We start from the raw sequence: 18,035 nt of genomic DNA, 5'->3' as shown, positions 1-18,035 counted from the left end.
TTCAATTCCTCATAGGTACGTTCAAAAGCCCAAAAAGTGCTGCTGTTACGCTCATTTTACTAAATGTCTCTACTTCACACAAGCTTTAGAGAGGTGATTAGAAAACAGAATAAATTGAATATTTTCACGTTTAATCTGCGATTTTCGCTTCTTATCTCCATATTTCAATTTGTCGTCGATCCCCCGGGTTTTATGCGCTATTGGGGGTCGACGACAATAATTCACAACGAACACCAACACTTGTACAAAAGTATATATACTGTAATGCTACCACAAATCTAGCATTTCAGGATACTTCCTCTCTCCCCTATCCTTCAATCTTTACAGACTTCGTCGCAGGAATAGAAGATTGCCGAGATTTCATGGTCGCGGCGGCGGCGCTGTCTTGGATTCGGAAGGCGGCACATAAGCCAAGAAGCAGAAATCCAGCAGCACCAAGCAGGGCGGTACGGTAAACGAGAAGATTCATTTCAAGCTGTCCAGCATCGGCAGCTTCTACAGCTCCGTTCGTTAGTTGACCGCTTGCCATTGCAGCCATGATGGCGGACAATACGGCCATTCCTATGGCCGGTCCAAGTCTGTTCTGAACCGCGAACCAAGTGGTTGCTCGCCCCATCGAGACCGGAGGTACGTTGGAGAAGGCCGCGATCTGAACGGCTCCGACAGCATGCCCCAAGCACAGACCAACCGCGAACAGCATGCCTCGTATGAGCCATGGGCTCGTTCCCGCCCCAACCATGCTTAGCAGCACGAAGATCACCGATGTGCAGAGCAGCCCGACTATTATAATTCGCTTGGGCCCGTACCTTGGATAGAACCGTGGTACAAGCTGCGATGACACCATAAGTCCCAATGCCTCGGGGAAAGTCGTCAAGCCGGCATCTAAGGCCGAAGCCTGCAGCGCATGCTGATACATGAGCGGAAATACATACAGCATGCCGAGCAGTCCAGCAGCGGAACACATGGCGACAAGTCCTGCCGTCCGGAACAAACGGTCTTGCAAGAGCCTTAAATCCAGCAACGGCTTCTGGACTCGCAATTCAACGAAGACCAGTGCTGCCAGCAGCACCGTTCCCACACTGCCCGCAACGACTATTTCAGGTGAACTCCAGCCCTGCAGCGAACCTTGGCTAAGCGCATACATCACCAGTCCGAGCCCTGGTGCTGACAACAGGACGCCCGGAATATCCAGACGGCCTGCCTCTTGCTCTTTATGCTCCTGTAAGTACAGAAGGCCAAGCAGCAAAGCAGCAATTCCGAGCGGCAAATTCACATAAAAAATCCAGCGCCATGAAAGATGCTCGATCATCACACCGCTCAGGATTGGCCCCACAGCAGGTGCAATTGCGATTGGCAGCACGAGCGACCGTGAGATTTTGGCCCGCTCCTGGGGAGGAAATGTCCGGAACAGCATGGCCATTCCGAGTGGAGTAATTAAACCTCCCCCTATCCCCTGCAGGATGCGGTAGAAGATTAACGAGTGTACATCTGCAGCCGTTCCACACAGCACCGATGCGCCAGTAAATATCGCAAGTGCGAGCAAGAAGATGCGCTTGGTGCCCCATCTGTCTCCCATCCAGCCTGCCAGCGGCAGAACTATCGCAATACTTACTAAGTACCCTACGTTAAGCGCTCCGGATGCGGCTGGCGGAATGTGAAACTCGTCGCTTATCGTTTTCAGCGCAACGTTGAGAATGGTCGCATCCATGGCAACCACGAACATGGCTGCCACGTACACGATGCACACTGCTTTTTTCGGATCCAAGCGTCTGCTCATTGAGCCTCTGTCGACACGGAGGCCACCGAAGCCACCAAGCTTCGAGGCCTCATATCTATCCAATGCAAATTAATATATTCGATGCTCTCTTCTCGAGAAGCTGGGCCAAGAACCTTGCTCCAGCCTTCAGGTACGGCCGCGAAGGCCGGCCAAATCGAATATTGCTCCTCATCATTTCGCAGCACCAAAAACGAGCCGTCTGCTTGCTCAAAAGGATTTGCCATTCTGCAACCACTTCCTCTCATTAAGTTGTTTCATGTGAATTTCATTGAAAATAATTAGTTCGCACTTTGCCACGAATATTGATCCCTTGCTCCCCTTCCCCCTAACTTGCTCAACTAATCACTTCAAAGGAAGATGGTCTCCTAAGAATAGAGGATACAGAGAATACCTATACGTACATTTCAGAAGTGGCCTTCCTACTGCTCTCATTTTGAAGCTTTTCTAGGATGCTTGCCCCAATTTCAGCTAGCGGCCCTGGCTGGCATAAGTCTTTATGCCGGCATGCAATATCATGGCGTTCGATACGGCCGCCCACATAAGGAATCCACATCTCCGGCTCAATCGGATCGAACCAGTCTGGAATGATCGTCGAGCGGAAGAACAGCAGATCACCATCGTACCTTCTCGGCACATAAGCACCCAACAGGCGAACCGAATTCTCATACGTAACCTTCAAATTCATAATCGTCGCTTCATCCAATGTAGCCAAGGCGCTGCTGTCGCTGCGCAAAATACGAATTGCACTTGCAATCGTCAGCGGCTCATCGCCGATACTGTCGCGATCATAGCCTCCCAAGGCAAGCAAGGCGGTCAGTGCCTCCTCCTCATCCGGTTCCCCTCGAATCGGCAAATAGTGGCTCGGATAAGCGTCCAGCATCGCCAGAAACGCAACCTCTTCCCCTTCCTCTTGCAGCTGCACAGCCATCGCATGCGCGACATTGCCGCCCAGCGACCAGCCCAGCAAGCGGTACGGTCCCTGCGGTTGAACCATGCGAATATGGCGAATATAGTCAGCCGTCATCTCATCCAGTGTCTGCGGAAGCTCCTCTGCCTGCGCAATTCCGCGTGCCTGCAAGCCGTAAATTGGGTAATTCACGCCAAGATGCTTCATTAATCCGGCATAGCACCAGCTTAAGCCACCTGCCGGATGGACGCAGAACAGTGGGATCTCTTCGCCATGCGTCCGCAGCGGCAGCAGTACCTGTAGCGCACTGTTCCCGCTGTCCCGATCCAGCTCCATTCGCTCCGCGAGTCCGGACACGGTTGGCGCCTCGAACAATACCGCAATGCTAAGCTCTCGTCCAAGCGCTTCACGGATGCGGCTGATGAGCTGAACCGCAAGCAATGAGTGTCCTCCCAGCTCGAAAAAGCTGTCATCGATTCCGACGCGGCGAAGGCCAAGCACTTCGGCGAACAAATCGCAGAGCACCTCTTCATGCGGCGTTCTCGGGTTGCGCCCATCTGCATCAAGGGCAATATCAGGCGCCGGGAGCGCCTTGCGATCCAGCTTGCCATTCGGCGTGAGCGGCAATGCATCCAGCCCAATAATGGCTGATGGCACCATGTAATCGGGAAGCATGGAAGCCGCATGTCGACGCAGCTCCGCCGCATCCCAAGGGGCATTTGCAGCAGGAACCACATAGGCCGCAAGCCGCTTGTCGCCTGGGTTGTCCTCCCGCACAATGACCGCCGCCTGAGCTACGCTTGGATGTCTGGCAAGCACAACTTGAATCTCACCCAGCTCGATGCGGAAGCCACGAATTTTTACCTGATGATCGGCACGGCCCAAATAGTCCAGTCCTCCACCAATCACACGCTTCGCCAAGTCTCCGGTGCGGTACATTCTGCTTCCAGGCAGGCCGAATGGATCGGCTACGAACCGCTCCGCCGTCAAGCCCGGCCGACCCCAATAGCCGCGCGCCAAGCCTGCCCCGGATACGTACATTTCTCCTGTTACGCCATATGGTACGGGCTGCAGTGCATCATCCAGCACATACACCCTCAAATCCGGAATCGATCCGCCGATAAGGCTGGATGCTCCCGGAACGTCGCTCTCGCGGTTCAGTTCGTTGAAGCTGACATGAACTGTCGTCTCCGTAATCCCGTACATATTAATAAGCCGCGGCGCATCATCCGCATGCCGTTCATACCAATCTCTCAGACGACCCAGCTCTAATGCCTCTCCTCCGAAGACGATATAGCGCAGAGACAGCGCTTGCCCGAGGTTCGGATGCTCCCTGTCCGCCTGCATGAGTTGATAGAAAGCAGAAGGCGTCTGATTCAGCACCGTTACCCCCTCCTGCACGAGCAGACCCAAGAACTCCTCTGGAGATCTGCTGATAGCGTGAGGCACGATGACGAGTCGGCCCCCATGCAGCAGCGCGCCCCATATTTCCCATACCGAAAAGTCAAAGGCATAAGAATGGAACAACGTCCAGACATCATCGACGCCGAAATGGAACCAATGCTCGGTTGAAGAGAACAGCCGTACCACGTTCTGATGCGGAACAAGCACACCCTTCGGTTTGCCCGTCGAGCCGGACGTATAAATGATATAAGCTGGACTATATGGAGAGAGCTTGCGCCTGCATACCTGGTCTACAGGATCAGACTCAGAACAGCTTGCCAACTGGCGCATCACTTCTGGATCATCCAGTAAGATGCGCGGCGTAGCCCCCGTCCCTCCATCCGGGAGCTTGTCAATCGTGCGCTGATCCGTCACGATACATACAGGTCCCGCATCCTCCAGCATATAGGCCAGCCGTTCCGCTGGATAATCAGGATCAAGCGGCAAGTAGGCTGCCCCTGCCTTTAATACAGCCAATACGCCGACGATCATTTCCATCGACCTTGGCAAAGCAAGCGCTACAATATGCTCTGGCCCTACCCTGTGCTCCATCAACAGATACGCCAAACGGTTCGCCTGTTTGTTCAATTGTTCATATGTTAAAGCCACGCCTTCATGAACAACAGCAATGGCCTGCGGCGAACGGGCAGCCTGCGCTTCAAACAATTGCGGAATTGTGGCCTGCGCAGCATCTGGGACAGCTGAACTCCATGCCAGCCAATCATTCGCTAGATCGTGCCGCTCCTCTGGGAGTAATATATCCATTTCTCCAATCGGTTTGCTTGGTTCTAAGGCGATGCTTTCCAATATGCGCACATAACGCGCAGCGAGCATCTCAACCGTATCGTGCTTGAACAGGTCTGCGCTGAACTCCACAATCCCATCCAGACCATCCGGCGCTCCATCTGCATTGCGACGCTCGTTCAGTTCCCAAGTCAAATCGAACTTCGCTGTACCCACACTCTCAAGCTGCAGGCTCGTTGACAAGCCTGGGAATTCCAGCGACGCTTCCGGTGTATTTTGCAGCACGAGCATGATTTGGAAAAGCGGATGCCTAGCACGCAAACGAACCGGATTCAATATTTCCACAAGGCGCTCGAAAGGCACATCCTGATGCTCATACGCCTCCAAACTGACCTTGCGCACTCTGGACAGCAACTCTTCAAAGCCTGGATTGCCCGACGTGTCGGTGCGTATGACAAGTGTATTGATGAACAGACCAATCAAACCGTCAAGCGCATCATCATTACGACCTGAGATCGGACTGCCAAGCGGAATATCATTGCCCGCTCCAAGTCGGGTGAACAGCACGGCCAACGCAGCCTGCAGCACCATGAACAAGCTGGCCCGATTGCCTCGTGCAAGCTCTGTCAGCCGACCGTGCAGGACAGGATCAATTTGCAGCTGGACGGTGCCTCCCATATGGCTAGCGGCTGCAGGTCTCGGATAATCAGTAGGCAGCTCCATCTCCTCTGGCAATCCCTTCAGAGCTTCCGTCCAGTAATCGAGCTGGCGTGCGATAAGACTGTCCGCTTGATCGGTGCTTCCAAGCAGCCGTTCCTGCCACAGCGCATAATCAGCATATTGAACGGGAAGCCGTGTCCACGCAGGCGCCTTGCCCCAGCAACGAGCCTCGTACGCAATCGACAAATCACGAGTCAACGGTGTGAGCGACCAGCCATCGCCTGCAATATGATGCAGCAGCAGCAAGAGCACCTGCTCGTTCGCCGCGGTTCGGAACAAGTGAATCCGCAGTGACGGCTCCTCCGAGAGACGGAAGCTGTATCGTGCTGTTTCCGCTAGCTTGTCGTTCAGTTCCTGCTCACTTACGTCCAGCACCTCGAATGGTATTTGTACATCCTTTGAATTTAATATCAGTTGACTTGAAGTACCATTCTCATCCGGGAAAATCGTGCGCAGTGTCTCATGACGATCCACCACATCATAAACAGCTGCCTGCAGCGCCCTGACATTCAGTTCACCCGACATTCGGGCAACGAGCGGAATATTGTAAGTAGGCGTTGCCCCCTCCAGCCGGTACAGAAACCATAGTCGCTGCTGGGCAAAAGAAAGCGGCAGCCGCTCAGGCCGCTTGCCTAAGCTCGCGCGGATGGCTGGTCTCTGCTCCTGTGCAGAATCGAGACGCCGCACGAGAGACGCTGCGGTAGGCGCTTCGAACAGGCTTCCGATATTCATCTCAACGCCGAATGCCTCTCGCACACGCACCATAACTCGTCCCGCGAGCAAGGAATGTCCGCCGAGAGCGAAGAAATCATCATCGATGCTTACGCGAGCAAGCCCCAGCACCTCTGCGAACAGGGCGCATATGATTTCTTCCTGCGGTGTACGCGGTTCGCGTCCCGCTGCTGCGGCAGCGCGATCCGGCGCAGGCAGAGCTTTGCGGTCGATTTTGCGGTTTGGTGTAAGCGGCATCGCATCAAGAACAACGAAAGCGGACGGCACCATGTAATCCGGAAGCTTCTGTGCAGCATATTGACGCAGTTCTGTAGGTTCAAGTCCAGACGATGATGATGGAACCACATAAGCCGCCAACCGCCGTTCACCCGCATGATCCTCATAAAGGGTAACCGCTGCATGTGAGATGTCAGGATGGGCACCCAGCAGCGACTCGATTTCACCGGTTTCAATCCGGAATCCGCGCAGCTTCACTTGGTGATCCGCGCGTCCCATATAATCAATCGTGCCGTCTGCCAACCAACGCACCATATCTCCTGTACGATACATTCGCGTACCAGGTGTTCCAAATGGATCGGCAACGAAGCGCTCAGCAGTCAAATCCGCACGTCCCAAATATCCGCGCGCAAGCCCGGCGCCTGCAATATACAGTTCTCCCGCTACCCCGGGAGGCACTGGCTCCAATGAACTGTCGAGCACATAAAGCCTTGTATTCTGAATTGGCCGCCCGATAGACGGCTTGTTCGTTTGACCATGGTCAAGCAGCCCCGCGGTCGAATAAATCGTCGTTTCCGTCGGGCCATATTGATTGTTGACCTCGCCGTTCAACTCCTGAAGCGCCAGCTTCAACGCGAGTGGAATCGCCTCGCCGCCCGTAATCATCTTGAGCCCGGCGAATCGTTCCGGCCTGCTGTCGGCAAGCGCCTGCCACAGTGTCGGCGTCGCCTGCATGATCGTCGCGCCGGTTCCCACAATCCGATTTGCTAGCGCTGACGGATCTAGAATCGTTTCCTTGCGGGCAATGTCGAGTACGGATCCAGATATAAGCGGCAATAGCAGTTCCATTACAGATATGTCGAAAGATATCGTAGTGACGGACAGCATCCGATCTTGCTGACTCAGCGCCAGCCGTGCCTTCATGTCATGCAGCAGATTGGCCAATCCGCCAAAGGTAAGCATGACCCCCTTCGGTTTCCCAGTGGAGCCGGAAGTGTAAATGACATATGAAATATGCGATGCTGAGAGTGCCCTGATCCTGTCCTCATCCGTAGGATTGTGAGCAGGTGATTGCACCAAAGCGTCTATCGTTTCCGATTCATCTAGCACGATGGTCTTCCTGCTGCAAGGGGGCAAGCTCGCGAACGTCTCCTTCGTCGCAATCAGACAGATCGGTTCAGCATCCTCCAGCATATAGGCGAGCCGTTCGGTTGGATAGTCTGGATCAAGCGGCAAATAAGCGGCTCCTGTCTTATGGATAGCCAATATAGCGATGACCGCTTCCACTGAGCGTGGGAGAGACAGCGCCACAATGCGATCGGGCCCGACGCCGCAGGAAATGAGATAGTGGGCAAGCTGATTTGCCTTCGCATTCAACTCCCCATATCGAAACTGCTCTTCCTCGCATACGACCGCAACTGATTCGGGAGCGCGCTCCACCTGTTCCTCGAACAACTCTGGCACACTTATGCTCGGCACATCATGTGCAGTATCGTTCCATTCCTCAAGCACCTGTCGGCGTTCTTCAGGCGTAATCACCGGAAGCTGTCCAATAGGCAGATTCGATTCGGCATGCGCAATTCCATCCAATAGATGCAGGAAGCGCTTTTGATGGGCATATAGCTCATCCAAGCTATAGATTTCGGGATTCGCGTCGAAATCGAGACGCAGCCCGCTGCCATCCGCATGGCTGTATACGTTAATCGTCAAATCATCGACAGGCCCTGCGGATAGGTTGCTGACTTTGCCGCGATATCCTGCGAAGCTGACATCTTCGACAAAAGGCATGACATTAATGAGCGGGCCGATTAACCTACGATTGTCGCCAAGCAGCTTCAAGTCTCTGCGCAAATCCTGATGGCGATACCCTTGATGGCGCCGAATCATGCGGATCTCCCGTGTCACCTCACGCAGCAGGTCGCCAAGGCTTCTCTCCTGACTTACCTTCACACGCAGGGGAAGCAAATTCATGACCATACCAGGAACGCGCAAAGCGGCTGATCCTAGTCGGCACATTACAGGCAGACCAAGAATGATCTCTTCTTCCTGTGTCAACCGATGCACATATATCGCGGTCGCTGCTGCGAGAACATCCGGCCAGCTTGTTCCCGATTCAGCTGCAATCGTCTGCCATCCGCTCACGGTGGCAGCCGGAATATGCGCAGTGCGGCGTATGAAGCGACGAGCCGTTCGCTGTGCATGTCCTCCAAGGCTAACTGCTTCCGGCCTGTCGGAGAAGCGCTCCAGCCAAAATTCCCGGTCACGGTTCATCTGTTCCGATGAACGATATGCCGCATCCTCCTCCAAAATGGATTGCAAGGAACCGAACGTTCCTGCTCCATTCGGAAGATCGTAGGTTAATGCTGTATAATTTTGCGCCACGCGCTGCATCAGCAATGCTGCACCGAATCCATCAATGACAATATGATGAATGCGCTGATACCAGAGGTACCGCTCGCTCTCGATCTTAAACAGTGCCTCCGTGAAGAGAGGCCCCGTATGCAAATCAACGGGCTTCTCCATATCGCGGTTCATCCACGCTCGGGCTGTGCCTTCCGGATCAACCTCTCTGCTTAGATCAATTATGTGCAGTACCCAGTCGTCTGTAGGGACGATCTTCTGCCACGGACCGTCTGCATCCTCTCCAAAGCGGACATGCAGCGCCTCGGCCTCTGTCACCGCCTGACGCAGAGCCGCTTCGAAACGAGCAGAATCTATTGGCCCGCGGATGTCCACACATTCAGCGGTGTTGAATATAGGGTTGTCAGGATCGAGCTGCTGCGCAAACCAGATTCCAGCCTGTGCTCCCGATAGCGGCCATCGTTCCTTCTCCTGATCGTGCATGATGATGACCTCCTTTTATATCGAGTAATAATCATAATTAGGCACCGAGTTACTGCTGAGCTTGGCGGACAAGAGCTCCCACCAGCTTGCTACCGTCGGCCGTTCCGCCAATTCCACGAAGCTTACCGCAATGCTGCTGCGCTTCCAGCGTTCCACTAAGCTCATAATCCGAATGGAGTCCAGCCCCCATTGCGTGATTAGATTATCTTGATCGCCAATCGCAGACGGCTCCTCCTGCAGCAGCTGCGCAACCGCGTCGCGCACAGATTGCAGTGTTACCGAAAATCCCGCTTCTGCTCCGGCTGTTTCCTCTGCTTCCTGCTTGGCAGCATTCCGGTTAAGAGCGTTCAGAACCCGTTCCGTCGTTGCCACTACTGCACAGCGCTCAGCCGCATAGGTTAACGCCATGCGATGCTTGTCGAGCGAAAAATCAGCTACCGCATCTGCAATGAGGAACGGCTGGACATCCTGCATAAATGCCTCGCACGAGGTCATCAGGCAGCCAATATGCGCGTAGATCCCACATACGAGCAGTTGATCCCGTCCATGTTCCCGTAATATTTCAAGCAAATTCGTTTTCTGAAAGGCACTGTAGCGCCATTTTGTCACGAGAATATCGTTCACCCGCGGCGCCAGCTCGTCTACGAACTTTTTCTGGTATGGCCCATCATTAATGCCCGCCCCCCAAAAGTCTTGCAGCAATCCACGCTGCTCAGGAGTCTGCCCTCCTGGCTGCGCCGAATACACGACAGGTATGCCAAGCTCCGAACAGCGTTCGCGCAGCTCCTTAATATTCGCAATCAATTCAACCAGCGGCGATTCACCCGCCTGATAGGCATCGACGAAATACTGCTGCATGTCATGGATAAGCAGTACGGCACGGCTTGGATCCGGACTCCAGTCGACTCTGTTCTCTGGCAGTTCTGCCTCACTTGGCATACGGTATGGAAGGATAGTAGGAAGACCCATCGATTCTCCTCTTTTCACTAGTTTTTATGGATAAACTCTGCAACAACACGAGACATTTTCATGAACACGAAACCTTATCACTTACTTTTCACATACTCCTATAGGCACTCACAAGAACTTCTTCTAGCGGCTCTTAGACACTTTAGACAATTCTTTAGGCGATTCTTCAAGCGTTTCTTCAAGTGTTTCTTCAAGCACTTCTTCTGTTGCTTCTTCAGTTACTACTTCTAATGCTTCGTAACATCTCTAAATGCATCTTCGCTTATCACTTACTTCTTGCTCAGTGCCTCCTGCTTCGCAGCGATCAGCTCCCGCAGCATCTTCTTGCTCACCTTGCCGACTCCCGTCTGTGGAAAAGATTCGACGAACTCTACTCGGTCAGGAATTTTATATGAAGCAAGCCCTCTGTCTCTTAGAAAAGCCTTCAACTCGCCGCCCGTTAAGACAGCTTCATAGGGAATGACGAATGCGCATGTGCGCTCGCCAAGGAATTCATCCGGCATAGACACTACAGCGGCATCATGCACTCCAGGATGGGCAAGCAAATGATTCTCGATTTCCTCAGCCGCGACCTTATCGCCGCCGCGATTGATCTGATCCTTCGCCCGCCCTTCAATCACTAAATATCCAGCCGGAGTCATTCTGGCCATATCACCTGTGCGATAAAAGCCGTCAGATGTAAAGGATCTTGCGTTGTGCTGCTCGGCTTGGTAATATCCGCGAATGGTGTACGGCCCGCGCGTCAGCAAATGTCCCACCTCGCCCGGAGCCACTTCGTCATCCTCATCATCGACGATGCGGATTTCATCATATGGAGACATCGGGCGGCCCTGCGTAGTAATTATCGTCTCCTCGGGGTCATCGAGCCTCGTATAGTTCACCAAGCCCTCTGCCATCCCATACACCTGCTGCAATGTGCAGCCAATTGTCGATCTTACCCGCTTAGCAGCTTCTGCGCTGAACTTGGCGCCCCCAACCTGCAGCACTTCCAAGTGAGTGAGGTCGTAGCGGCGCGATTCCGCGGCATCCAGCCAAATTAAGGCGAGCGGCGGCACAACGGCTGCGATGGTGACACCTTCCTTGGCAATAAGCGGGAAAGCTTCATCAGGACTTGCTCCGCGGGCAAGCACGATCCGCCCTCCTGCATATAGCGTGCCAAGCACGCCAGGAGAGCTGAGCGGATAATTATGCGCAATCGGCAGCACCGCCAGATATACGCTGTGCTCATTCAACGCGCAAACTTCTGCGCTCATGCGCAGGCTATATATGTAATCGTCGTGCGTCCGTGGAATGAGCTTCGGCAAGCCGGTTGTCCCGCCAGATAATTGGAGGAAAGCGACATCCCCAGAGCTAGGCCCCTTTATTTCACCAATGCTCGGCTCAGCATAAAGATCATCCAGCGCTGTATACTCCCCTGGTTCACCTGCAACGATAATGCGGCGTGAATCTGGCAGCGTGTCCTTCACCTGCGCGGCAAGCTCCCGATAATCGAACCCCGCATCCTTATCAGGGATCACATACGCGGAGGCCTGTGTGAACTCGCATAAGTAGCCAATCTCGTTCCTGCGGTGCACTGGCAAGGAGAAGACAGGCAGTGCTCCGATGCGAAACAGCGCAAATATGACTTCAAAAAATTGCGGAATATTCGGAAGCTGGACAATAACTCGATCCTGCGCCCTAATCCCCAAACGATAGAATCCAGCTGCCAGGCGATCTGCCTGCTCATCCAGTTCCGCATAGCTGACTCGCCGATCGCCGCTCACAATTGCGATGCGATCTCCATATTCCGCTGCACGGTGGCGCAGCATCGTGCCAAATGTCTCTCCCTGCCAGCATCCTTCCTGTCTATAACGTGCAGCAAATTCTTCCGGCCATGTCGGGCATCCTGCCAGCATCGTTCATCCCCCCTGCATCATCATCGGTTGTTGTTCATTCAGCCCCATCGCTTGCAGCAGTGTACGAAGCTTGGCGGACGTCTCGGCAAGCTCCGCTTCCGCGGACGAGCCGACCACAATTCCTGCTCCCGCATAAAGACGCAGCGAGCGTCCCTCCACCTCTGCGCAGCGAATCGTAACGGCCCATTCTCCGTCTCCATTCGCATCGCACCAGCCGACCGCCCCCGTGAAGAATCCACGCTCGAACGGTTCAATCTCCCGGATCAAGTTCCGAGCTGCCTCCGTAGGCGTCCCGCAAATGGCAGGCGTCGGATGCAGCGCTAGAGCAAGCTCTAAGGAGGATATGTCATGATCCGCAAGCTCCCCGTTTATTTCCGTAGACAAATGCCACATTGTCTTCGTAGACACAAGAGACGGGCCTTCCGGCACATGAAGCTTGCTGCAATATGGACGGAGAGCGGATACAACTGCCTCAATGACAACCGCGTGCTCATGCAGATCCTTGTCCGATCTCAGAAGCTGGGCAGCACGCCGCTCATCCTCGATCGGATCATCACTGCGTGCTGCTGAACCAGCCAGCGGATTCACCTTAATTTGCATTCCCCGCTTCGTTACGAGCAGCTCTGGGCTTGCTCCAATTAACGTGTGGGCTGTTCCTGCCGCAGTAGACACACCCTTGTCCTTGTTTGCATGGGGGTGCTCCATCGTTAAAGGCACTGCAAACGTATATCCACGAGTGTTTTGGCAGAGTAATCGATGCAGCAAGCGCTGCACATCCACATCATGCGTCAAAGTCACTTCCAAGGATCGGGACAACACCACCTTCTGGAGTTCGCCCGTTTGCAATCGCTCAAGAACCTGGTTAACGCCTTGTTTATACTGTTCTGGCTCCGGAATTGCTCGTACACAATAACTGTCCTGTCCCGGTTCCTGTTGCAAATAATCATGCGCATCCATGCGCAATGGCTCGTACCGGTGCACTTCCTTCGGTACATATAGACACACAGGATCCTCCATGTGAAACGGAATTGCACCGACAACGACCGGGCAATCACGATCCCCCTGCCGAGCTGCATCCAGCAGCTTCGACACGGCCTGAGGCAAGCTCTCTTCATCCACAGCCTGCCAATCCACCAGCCGCGCCCATTCCCCGTGCGTCAGCAAAGCTCCTTGAGGCGACGAGAAAAGAAAGGACGATCCCGCCTGATATTGTTCCAGAAGCCGTATCCCCTCACTTGTAGGAACGGTATCGCACTTCAACATGTCAATCGACTCCTTCCGATATATCAGTCACCTGACCTCAGTATCAACATCCCAATGTCGCACCGCCGTCGATACACATGTCGTGCATCGTGATGTGTCTTGCCTGTTCGGATGCGAGAAACACAACAGCATCGGCAATATCCGATGGCTGCGCGATTCTGCCCAGCGGTATCCCGAGTCGGAACGATTCAGGCGAACCCGCAATCATGGCTTCCGCTCCGTTCTGTCCATTCCACAGTGAGCGCTGCATCTCCGTATCTGTTGAGCCTGGCGACACAATATTGCAGCGAATATGATGACGAGCGTATTCCAAGCCCAAGCACTTCGTGAACATCGTTGTGGCTGCTTTCGATGCCGCATAGGCGGACATGTGCGTGCGCGGTACACCGGAGGCATTCGAGCCTACGGTTACAATCGCTCCCGATCTGCGCTTGGCCATACGCGTTACGACAGCGCGCGACATATAGAATACGCCATTGACATTGACACTGAAGGTCGACTTCCAATCTTCATCGCTTAGCGACTCAACCGGGCCAAGTCGCAGTATGCCTGCCACATTGACAAGCACGCCGATCGGGCCAAGCTCTTCTTCTATCCGCTCCACCGTTCGATTCACGGCCATACTGTCGGATACGTCGACTGGATAAGCGGCTGCATGACATCCGCCTGCATCAAGCTCGGCTGCGAGGCTGGTACAGCCAGCCTCATTCCGATCGACGGCAGCCACGATTGCACCTTGAACGGCAAGCGCGCGCGCCACCGCCTCACCGATTCCCTGGGCCGCTCCTGTGACAACGGCCACCTTGCCTTCAATCCCTGAATATTTCATCCTGCCAACCTCTCTCTATTTGTCCGGGCGCAGTGCGAATCGCAGCGCCCGGCTCACCAATATCGGAATTACTGACACATGGCCTTCCTGCTCAAATTCCTTGTATTCCGCCTCTACTCCAATGTCTGCCGATATGGCTGACAAACGATTCGCCAGATCGCTGGCACGCTCGCAGTTACGGCATACATGCGTTTTTTCAAGCTCGCCTACACCAAGAAGCACCTGTGCAGGAAGTGAGCGTTCTTTCATTCGTGCTTGCGTGATAAAGTTCCGCTCCAGATCTTGCATATAGTCCGGATTCCAATGGAGCGATGGACTGCCCGCGATGTAATATCGGAATGCTTCCGGCCTACTGAACAGCGTATAGATCGTGAACAAACCACCTAGCGAATGACCAAACAGCGCCTGACGATTGCGGTCTATCTGGAACTCACTCTCGATCTGCGGCTTCAGCTCCTCCTCAATGAATTGCAGGAAAGCCCCCGCCCCGCCTTGCTCGGGGAGTGGTGTGCCGTCTGAGCGCTGCTTGAAGTCCGAGGCTGGCAGCGGTGTGAAGTCGTAGAAGCGATCCGGTGCATATGGCCCGTTCGTCTCATACCCTATGCCTACCACAACTGCGGGCAGCACTCCGGTCTTATCCGGCCTGCGGCATTGCAGCCGCAGCGCTTCCACCATCGTGCTGAACACGGAATTGCCATCCAGCAAGTAAATCACCGGATAACCGCTTGGTGGAGGCGATCCTAGGGGCTGAGCCACCATAATTTGATACGATCTCCGTTCTGCGCGTGAACGAAGCACCCACTGTTCTGCAAGTGGAATCTCGATCCTCCGGCGTGAAAATTCGGTAAGCGTCGGCGTTGATTTCATTTGTTCCAACCGCTTTGCCCCCTATTCCGTCAACAGGCGAACCGTGTCGTCAACGATTTTTTCATACGCAATCAAGCCGCTTCCGAGCCAGTACTGGTTGTTCACTTCATAGACATGACCCTGCTTGGCTGCAGGCATGCTCTTCCAAATTGGACTATCCATCATCTCTTTCATGCGGTCGCTTCCTTGATCGTAAGCGTTGATGACGAAAATATAGTCCGCATCCATTTCAGGGAGGACTTCTAGCGAGAGATTTGCGCTGTTCTCATTGGCCACCAGCTTCGTAATACCAAGTCCCAAATCCTGATGGAGCACATATCCGCACAAATACTTGCCGCCCATCAGACTAATTCCTCTCGGTGCAAACCGAATAATGGCGACCTTCTTGTTCTCAACAGCCTTGCTCAGCTTCTCCTTGGCGTCCGTTACCTTCTGCCGATAGGCCTGTAATGCTGCATCAGCCTCAGTGGATTTGCCGAGCAGGTCTCCTATCGTGACGAGCGATTTCTCGATATTGCCAGACGCATTTTTAAAAACATACGTCGGCGCGATCTTCGCATAGCTCTCATATATTGTTGCGTCCTTGGCGTATGTCTCCGTGTGCAAGATGATCAATTCCGGGTTATAAGACATTAACACCTCCGGCGAAGGCAGCCCTGCTGACAAGTCCAGCTTAGGAACATCCTTCAGTTCTTCCTGCAGGTACTCATGCCCCTTCTTTCCATTCGACCATTGCGCCACTGGCTTTACACCCAGCTTCAACAACGAGTCCTCCATATTCGGAGCAAATATGCGTTTCGGTGTGGACGGAAGCTTGATCTCATGCCCAAGCTCGTCCGTTACCGTCCGCTCTTCGGATGCCGCAGCATTCTTCGCTCCCGCGGCAGCGGCTGACACATTAGACGTGGCTTCTTTCGGGCTCTGAGATTCGGGCGCAGCATTGCCATCCTCCTTTTTGGCCCCGCAGCCCGCGAGCAAACTTCCGATAAGTACACAGCACAATAGTGCTGTTAGTCTAAATTTCCAACCTTTTGCCCCTGCATTCCGTCGATTTAACACGATCCCTCTCCTCCAATGATAACGATTCTCAATCGACTCTGAGTATACTCACGTTGCGAAGGATTCACCATAGCCATAATCCTGAAATGTGTTTGGACAATTTCCAGTAAAGAGCAGCAAAGCCTCTTCCAGCATCCGAGCTATCGCAACAGATGAATATTCGAACCAAGGATCTGCAGTTATCGGATGTACATGACCGTTTCGTACCGCTTGAAGCTGCCTCCATTCGGGAGAATGCTGCAGTGACAGCCAATATTTGCGGGATGAAGCCTCTGGGCACACGGCAAGTAAAATCCGTTCAGGATTCAGCTCACGAAGCTCATCCATCGAGATCGGGGAATGGCCATGCAGCCCTCTTTCGCAGGCAGTCTTGAGATGCAAGTCATCGTACAGCACTTCCTCCAAACCTCGATTCTGGTACACGAATAGTTGAGTCTGGTAGATTCGCAGTGCCATGACGCGATCGTCTCCCAGCTGCTGCGCCGCTTGTGCGCGTCCTGCTTGGGCGTTTTTTTCGTAATGATCGATCCATTGCAGCGCAAGCTCTTCCTTGTTCAAAAAGCGGGCAATTCCCATAAGCTGCTCTCTCCAGCCCGCTTTACTCGATACATTGTGAACGGGAGCGATCCCATTCAGTTTGCTGCTCTCGCGCATTTGGAGCTGATCTGAGGCAATGATAACGTCCGGCCGTGCAAGACACAGCTTATCCAGATTAATTTCAAACGTGAATTTATGATAAGGATCAGTTAAAAGAAGATGCGTTTTAATTTTGTCACTGTAGAGGTTGTAATAATAAGGAGACCACTTGGGATCGAGAGGCGCTGCCTCAGGGATGAGTTGGAGCGCAAGCAAGTGGCCTATTGTCGAAGATGAGCATACGGCGATGCTCCTCTTGGAATCTTTAGCGAAATCGGATGGCGACAAGCCGACCTCCTTCTTGAACTTGCGGCTAAAATAGAACTCGTCTCGATAGCCTACCTTCTGCGCAATGTCTCGCAACCTTGCGTCTGATTCCGTCAGCAAGCGCTTCGCATGCATAATGCGCACATCCGTCAAAAATCCCATCGCGCTCTGGCCGAACCTTCTTTTAAATAAATCCACGAAGTATTTGGGGCTGATATTTGCCATATCCGCCAATTGTCCAATCGTGAGCTGCTCATTATAATGGCGCTCCATGAACGCTTTAATCTCCAGCAAATCCGTCTTCTGCATGTGGCCCATCACGTTCGAGCCGTTATCTGTATGCGCTGTTTCTGTTGTACGCATAAATACCCCTCCTCTTAAAATCGCGGTACAGCAATTTGATGAATAATGTAAATATAATATATAATGATAATGATTCTCATTTTCAAACATAAACTAACACACCATTTTAAGGAAGTCAACGGAAATATGGAAATACAAAAAGACCTCAACATTTGTTGGAGGTCCTTCTACGCTACAATATTATTTCGATCTGATCCCTTACGTAATGCCAACGGCGCTGCTATTTTGATTCCTTATAGGCATGTTCAAAACTCCAATAATGCGGCTTGGTTCTGAATTCTGATATCTCCCCTCAAAGCAGAAGGTTTTATTATTTCACCTGTCTACTTTTTGGGGAGCATATCACATGTCCTCAACGGCTCTTGTTTTCTTGACAGTGCACCGGCTCAACACCAATTTATCAAACATCATCTCAGCGATAAAGAAGGGGGGCTATGAAGGTATTCGATTAGATACTAAAAAACAAATGCACGAGAAATGATAACCAGCAAAATGAACAAGACC

Annotated in this window: 10 protein-coding genes; all 10 read right to left on the bottom strand. The window is 53.2% G+C overall.

Annotation, left to right across the window (positions count from 1 at the left end; genetic code table 11):
• Positions 1-307 precede the first annotated feature (307 nt).
• Complete coding sequence (locus BBG47_RS24945; protein ID WP_065293987.1) at positions 308-1,777, bottom strand: DHA2 family efflux MFS transporter permease subunit; 1,470 nt, start codon at positions 1,775-1,777, stop codon at positions 308-310.
• Complete coding sequence (locus tag BBG47_RS24940) at positions 1,774-2,001, bottom strand: MbtH family protein (protein ID WP_065293986.1); 228 nt, start codon at positions 1,999-2,001, stop codon at positions 1,774-1,776. The genes BBG47_RS24945 and BBG47_RS24940 overlap by 4 nt, the downstream gene beginning before the upstream one ends.
• Before the next feature lie 167 nt (positions 2,002-2,168).
• Positions 2,169-9,383: an amino acid adenylation domain-containing protein gene (locus BBG47_RS24935; RefSeq protein WP_065293985.1), complete on the bottom strand. Its 7,215-nt coding sequence runs from the start codon at positions 9,381-9,383 to the stop codon at positions 2,169-2,171.
• A gap of 15 nt (positions 9,384-9,398) precedes the next feature.
• Positions 9,399-10,352: an isochorismatase gene (locus BBG47_RS24930; protein WP_065293984.1), complete on the bottom strand. Its 954-nt coding sequence runs from the start codon at positions 10,350-10,352 to the stop codon at positions 9,399-9,401.
• Positions 10,353-10,621: 269 nt separating this feature from the next.
• On the bottom strand, positions 10,622-12,247 hold the full coding sequence (locus tag BBG47_RS24925) for a (2,3-dihydroxybenzoyl)adenylate synthase (protein WP_065293983.1): 1,626 nt from the start codon (positions 12,245-12,247) through the stop codon (positions 10,622-10,624).
• Positions 12,248-12,250: 3 nt separating this feature from the next.
• Positions 12,251-13,510, bottom strand: a complete 1,260-nt coding sequence (gene dhbC / locus BBG47_RS24920; protein WP_065293982.1) for an isochorismate synthase DhbC — start codon at positions 13,508-13,510, stop codon at positions 12,251-12,253.
• 43 nt (positions 13,511-13,553) lie between these two features.
• Entirely contained in the window at positions 13,554-14,339 is a 786-nt protein-coding gene (locus tag BBG47_RS24915) for a 2,3-dihydro-2,3-dihydroxybenzoate dehydrogenase (RefSeq protein WP_065293981.1), read from the bottom strand.
• A 15-nt stretch (positions 14,340-14,354) separates the two neighbouring features.
• Positions 14,355-15,206 carry an alpha/beta hydrolase gene (locus BBG47_RS24910; RefSeq protein WP_065293988.1) on the bottom strand — a complete coding sequence of 284 codons (852 nt, stop codon included), beginning with the start codon at positions 15,204-15,206 and terminating at the stop codon, positions 14,355-14,357.
• Between the two features lie 21 nt (positions 15,207-15,227).
• Complete coding sequence (locus BBG47_RS24905; protein WP_065293980.1) at positions 15,228-16,265, bottom strand: ABC transporter substrate-binding protein; 1,038 nt, start codon at positions 16,263-16,265, stop codon at positions 15,228-15,230.
• A gap of 48 nt (positions 16,266-16,313) precedes the next feature.
• Positions 16,314-17,531, bottom strand: coding sequence for a helix-turn-helix domain-containing protein (locus BBG47_RS24900; protein WP_065293979.1), 1,218 nt, complete (start codon positions 17,529-17,531; stop codon positions 16,314-16,316).
• Positions 17,532-18,035 lie beyond the last annotated feature (504 nt).

Origin of the sequence: Paenibacillus sp. KS1 (assembly GCF_001680695.1) — a bacterium.
GTDB lineage: Bacteria > Bacillota > Bacilli > Paenibacillales > Paenibacillaceae > Paenibacillus_B > Paenibacillus_B suaedae.
Note: the sequence above shows the minus strand (reverse complement) of the source record. Positions and strands in the feature narration are given on the sequence as shown.

Excerpts from the sequence above, each read along its gene's own strand:
- BBG47_RS24945 (WP_065293987.1), bottom strand. The coding sequence starts at position 1,777 with ATGAGCAGACGCTTGGATCCGAAAAAAGCAGTGTGCATCGTGTACGTG.
- BBG47_RS24940 (WP_065293986.1), bottom strand. The coding sequence starts at position 2,001 with ATGGCAAATCCTTTTGAGCAAGCAGACGGCTCGTTTTTGGTGCTGCGA.
- BBG47_RS24935 (WP_065293985.1), bottom strand. The coding sequence starts at position 9,383 with ATGCACGATCAGGAGAAGGAACGATGGCCGCTATCGGGAGCACAGGCT.
- BBG47_RS24930 (WP_065293984.1), bottom strand. The coding sequence starts at position 10,352 with ATGGGTCTTCCTACTATCCTTCCATACCGTATGCCAAGTGAGGCAGAA.
- BBG47_RS24925 (WP_065293983.1), bottom strand. The coding sequence starts at position 12,247 with ATGCTGGCAGGATGCCCGACATGGCCGGAAGAATTTGCTGCACGTTAT.
- dhbC (WP_065293982.1), bottom strand. The coding sequence starts at position 13,510 with ATGTTGAAGTGCGATACCGTTCCTACAAGTGAGGGGATACGGCTTCTG.
- BBG47_RS24915 (WP_065293981.1), bottom strand. The coding sequence starts at position 14,339 with ATGAAATATTCAGGGATTGAAGGCAAGGTGGCCGTTGTCACAGGAGCG.
- BBG47_RS24910 (WP_065293988.1), bottom strand. The coding sequence starts at position 15,206 with ATGAAATCAACGCCGACGCTTACCGAATTTTCACGCCGGAGGATCGAG.
- BBG47_RS24900 (WP_065293979.1), bottom strand. The coding sequence starts at position 17,531 with ATGCGTACAACAGAAACAGCGCATACAGATAACGGCTCGAACGTGATG.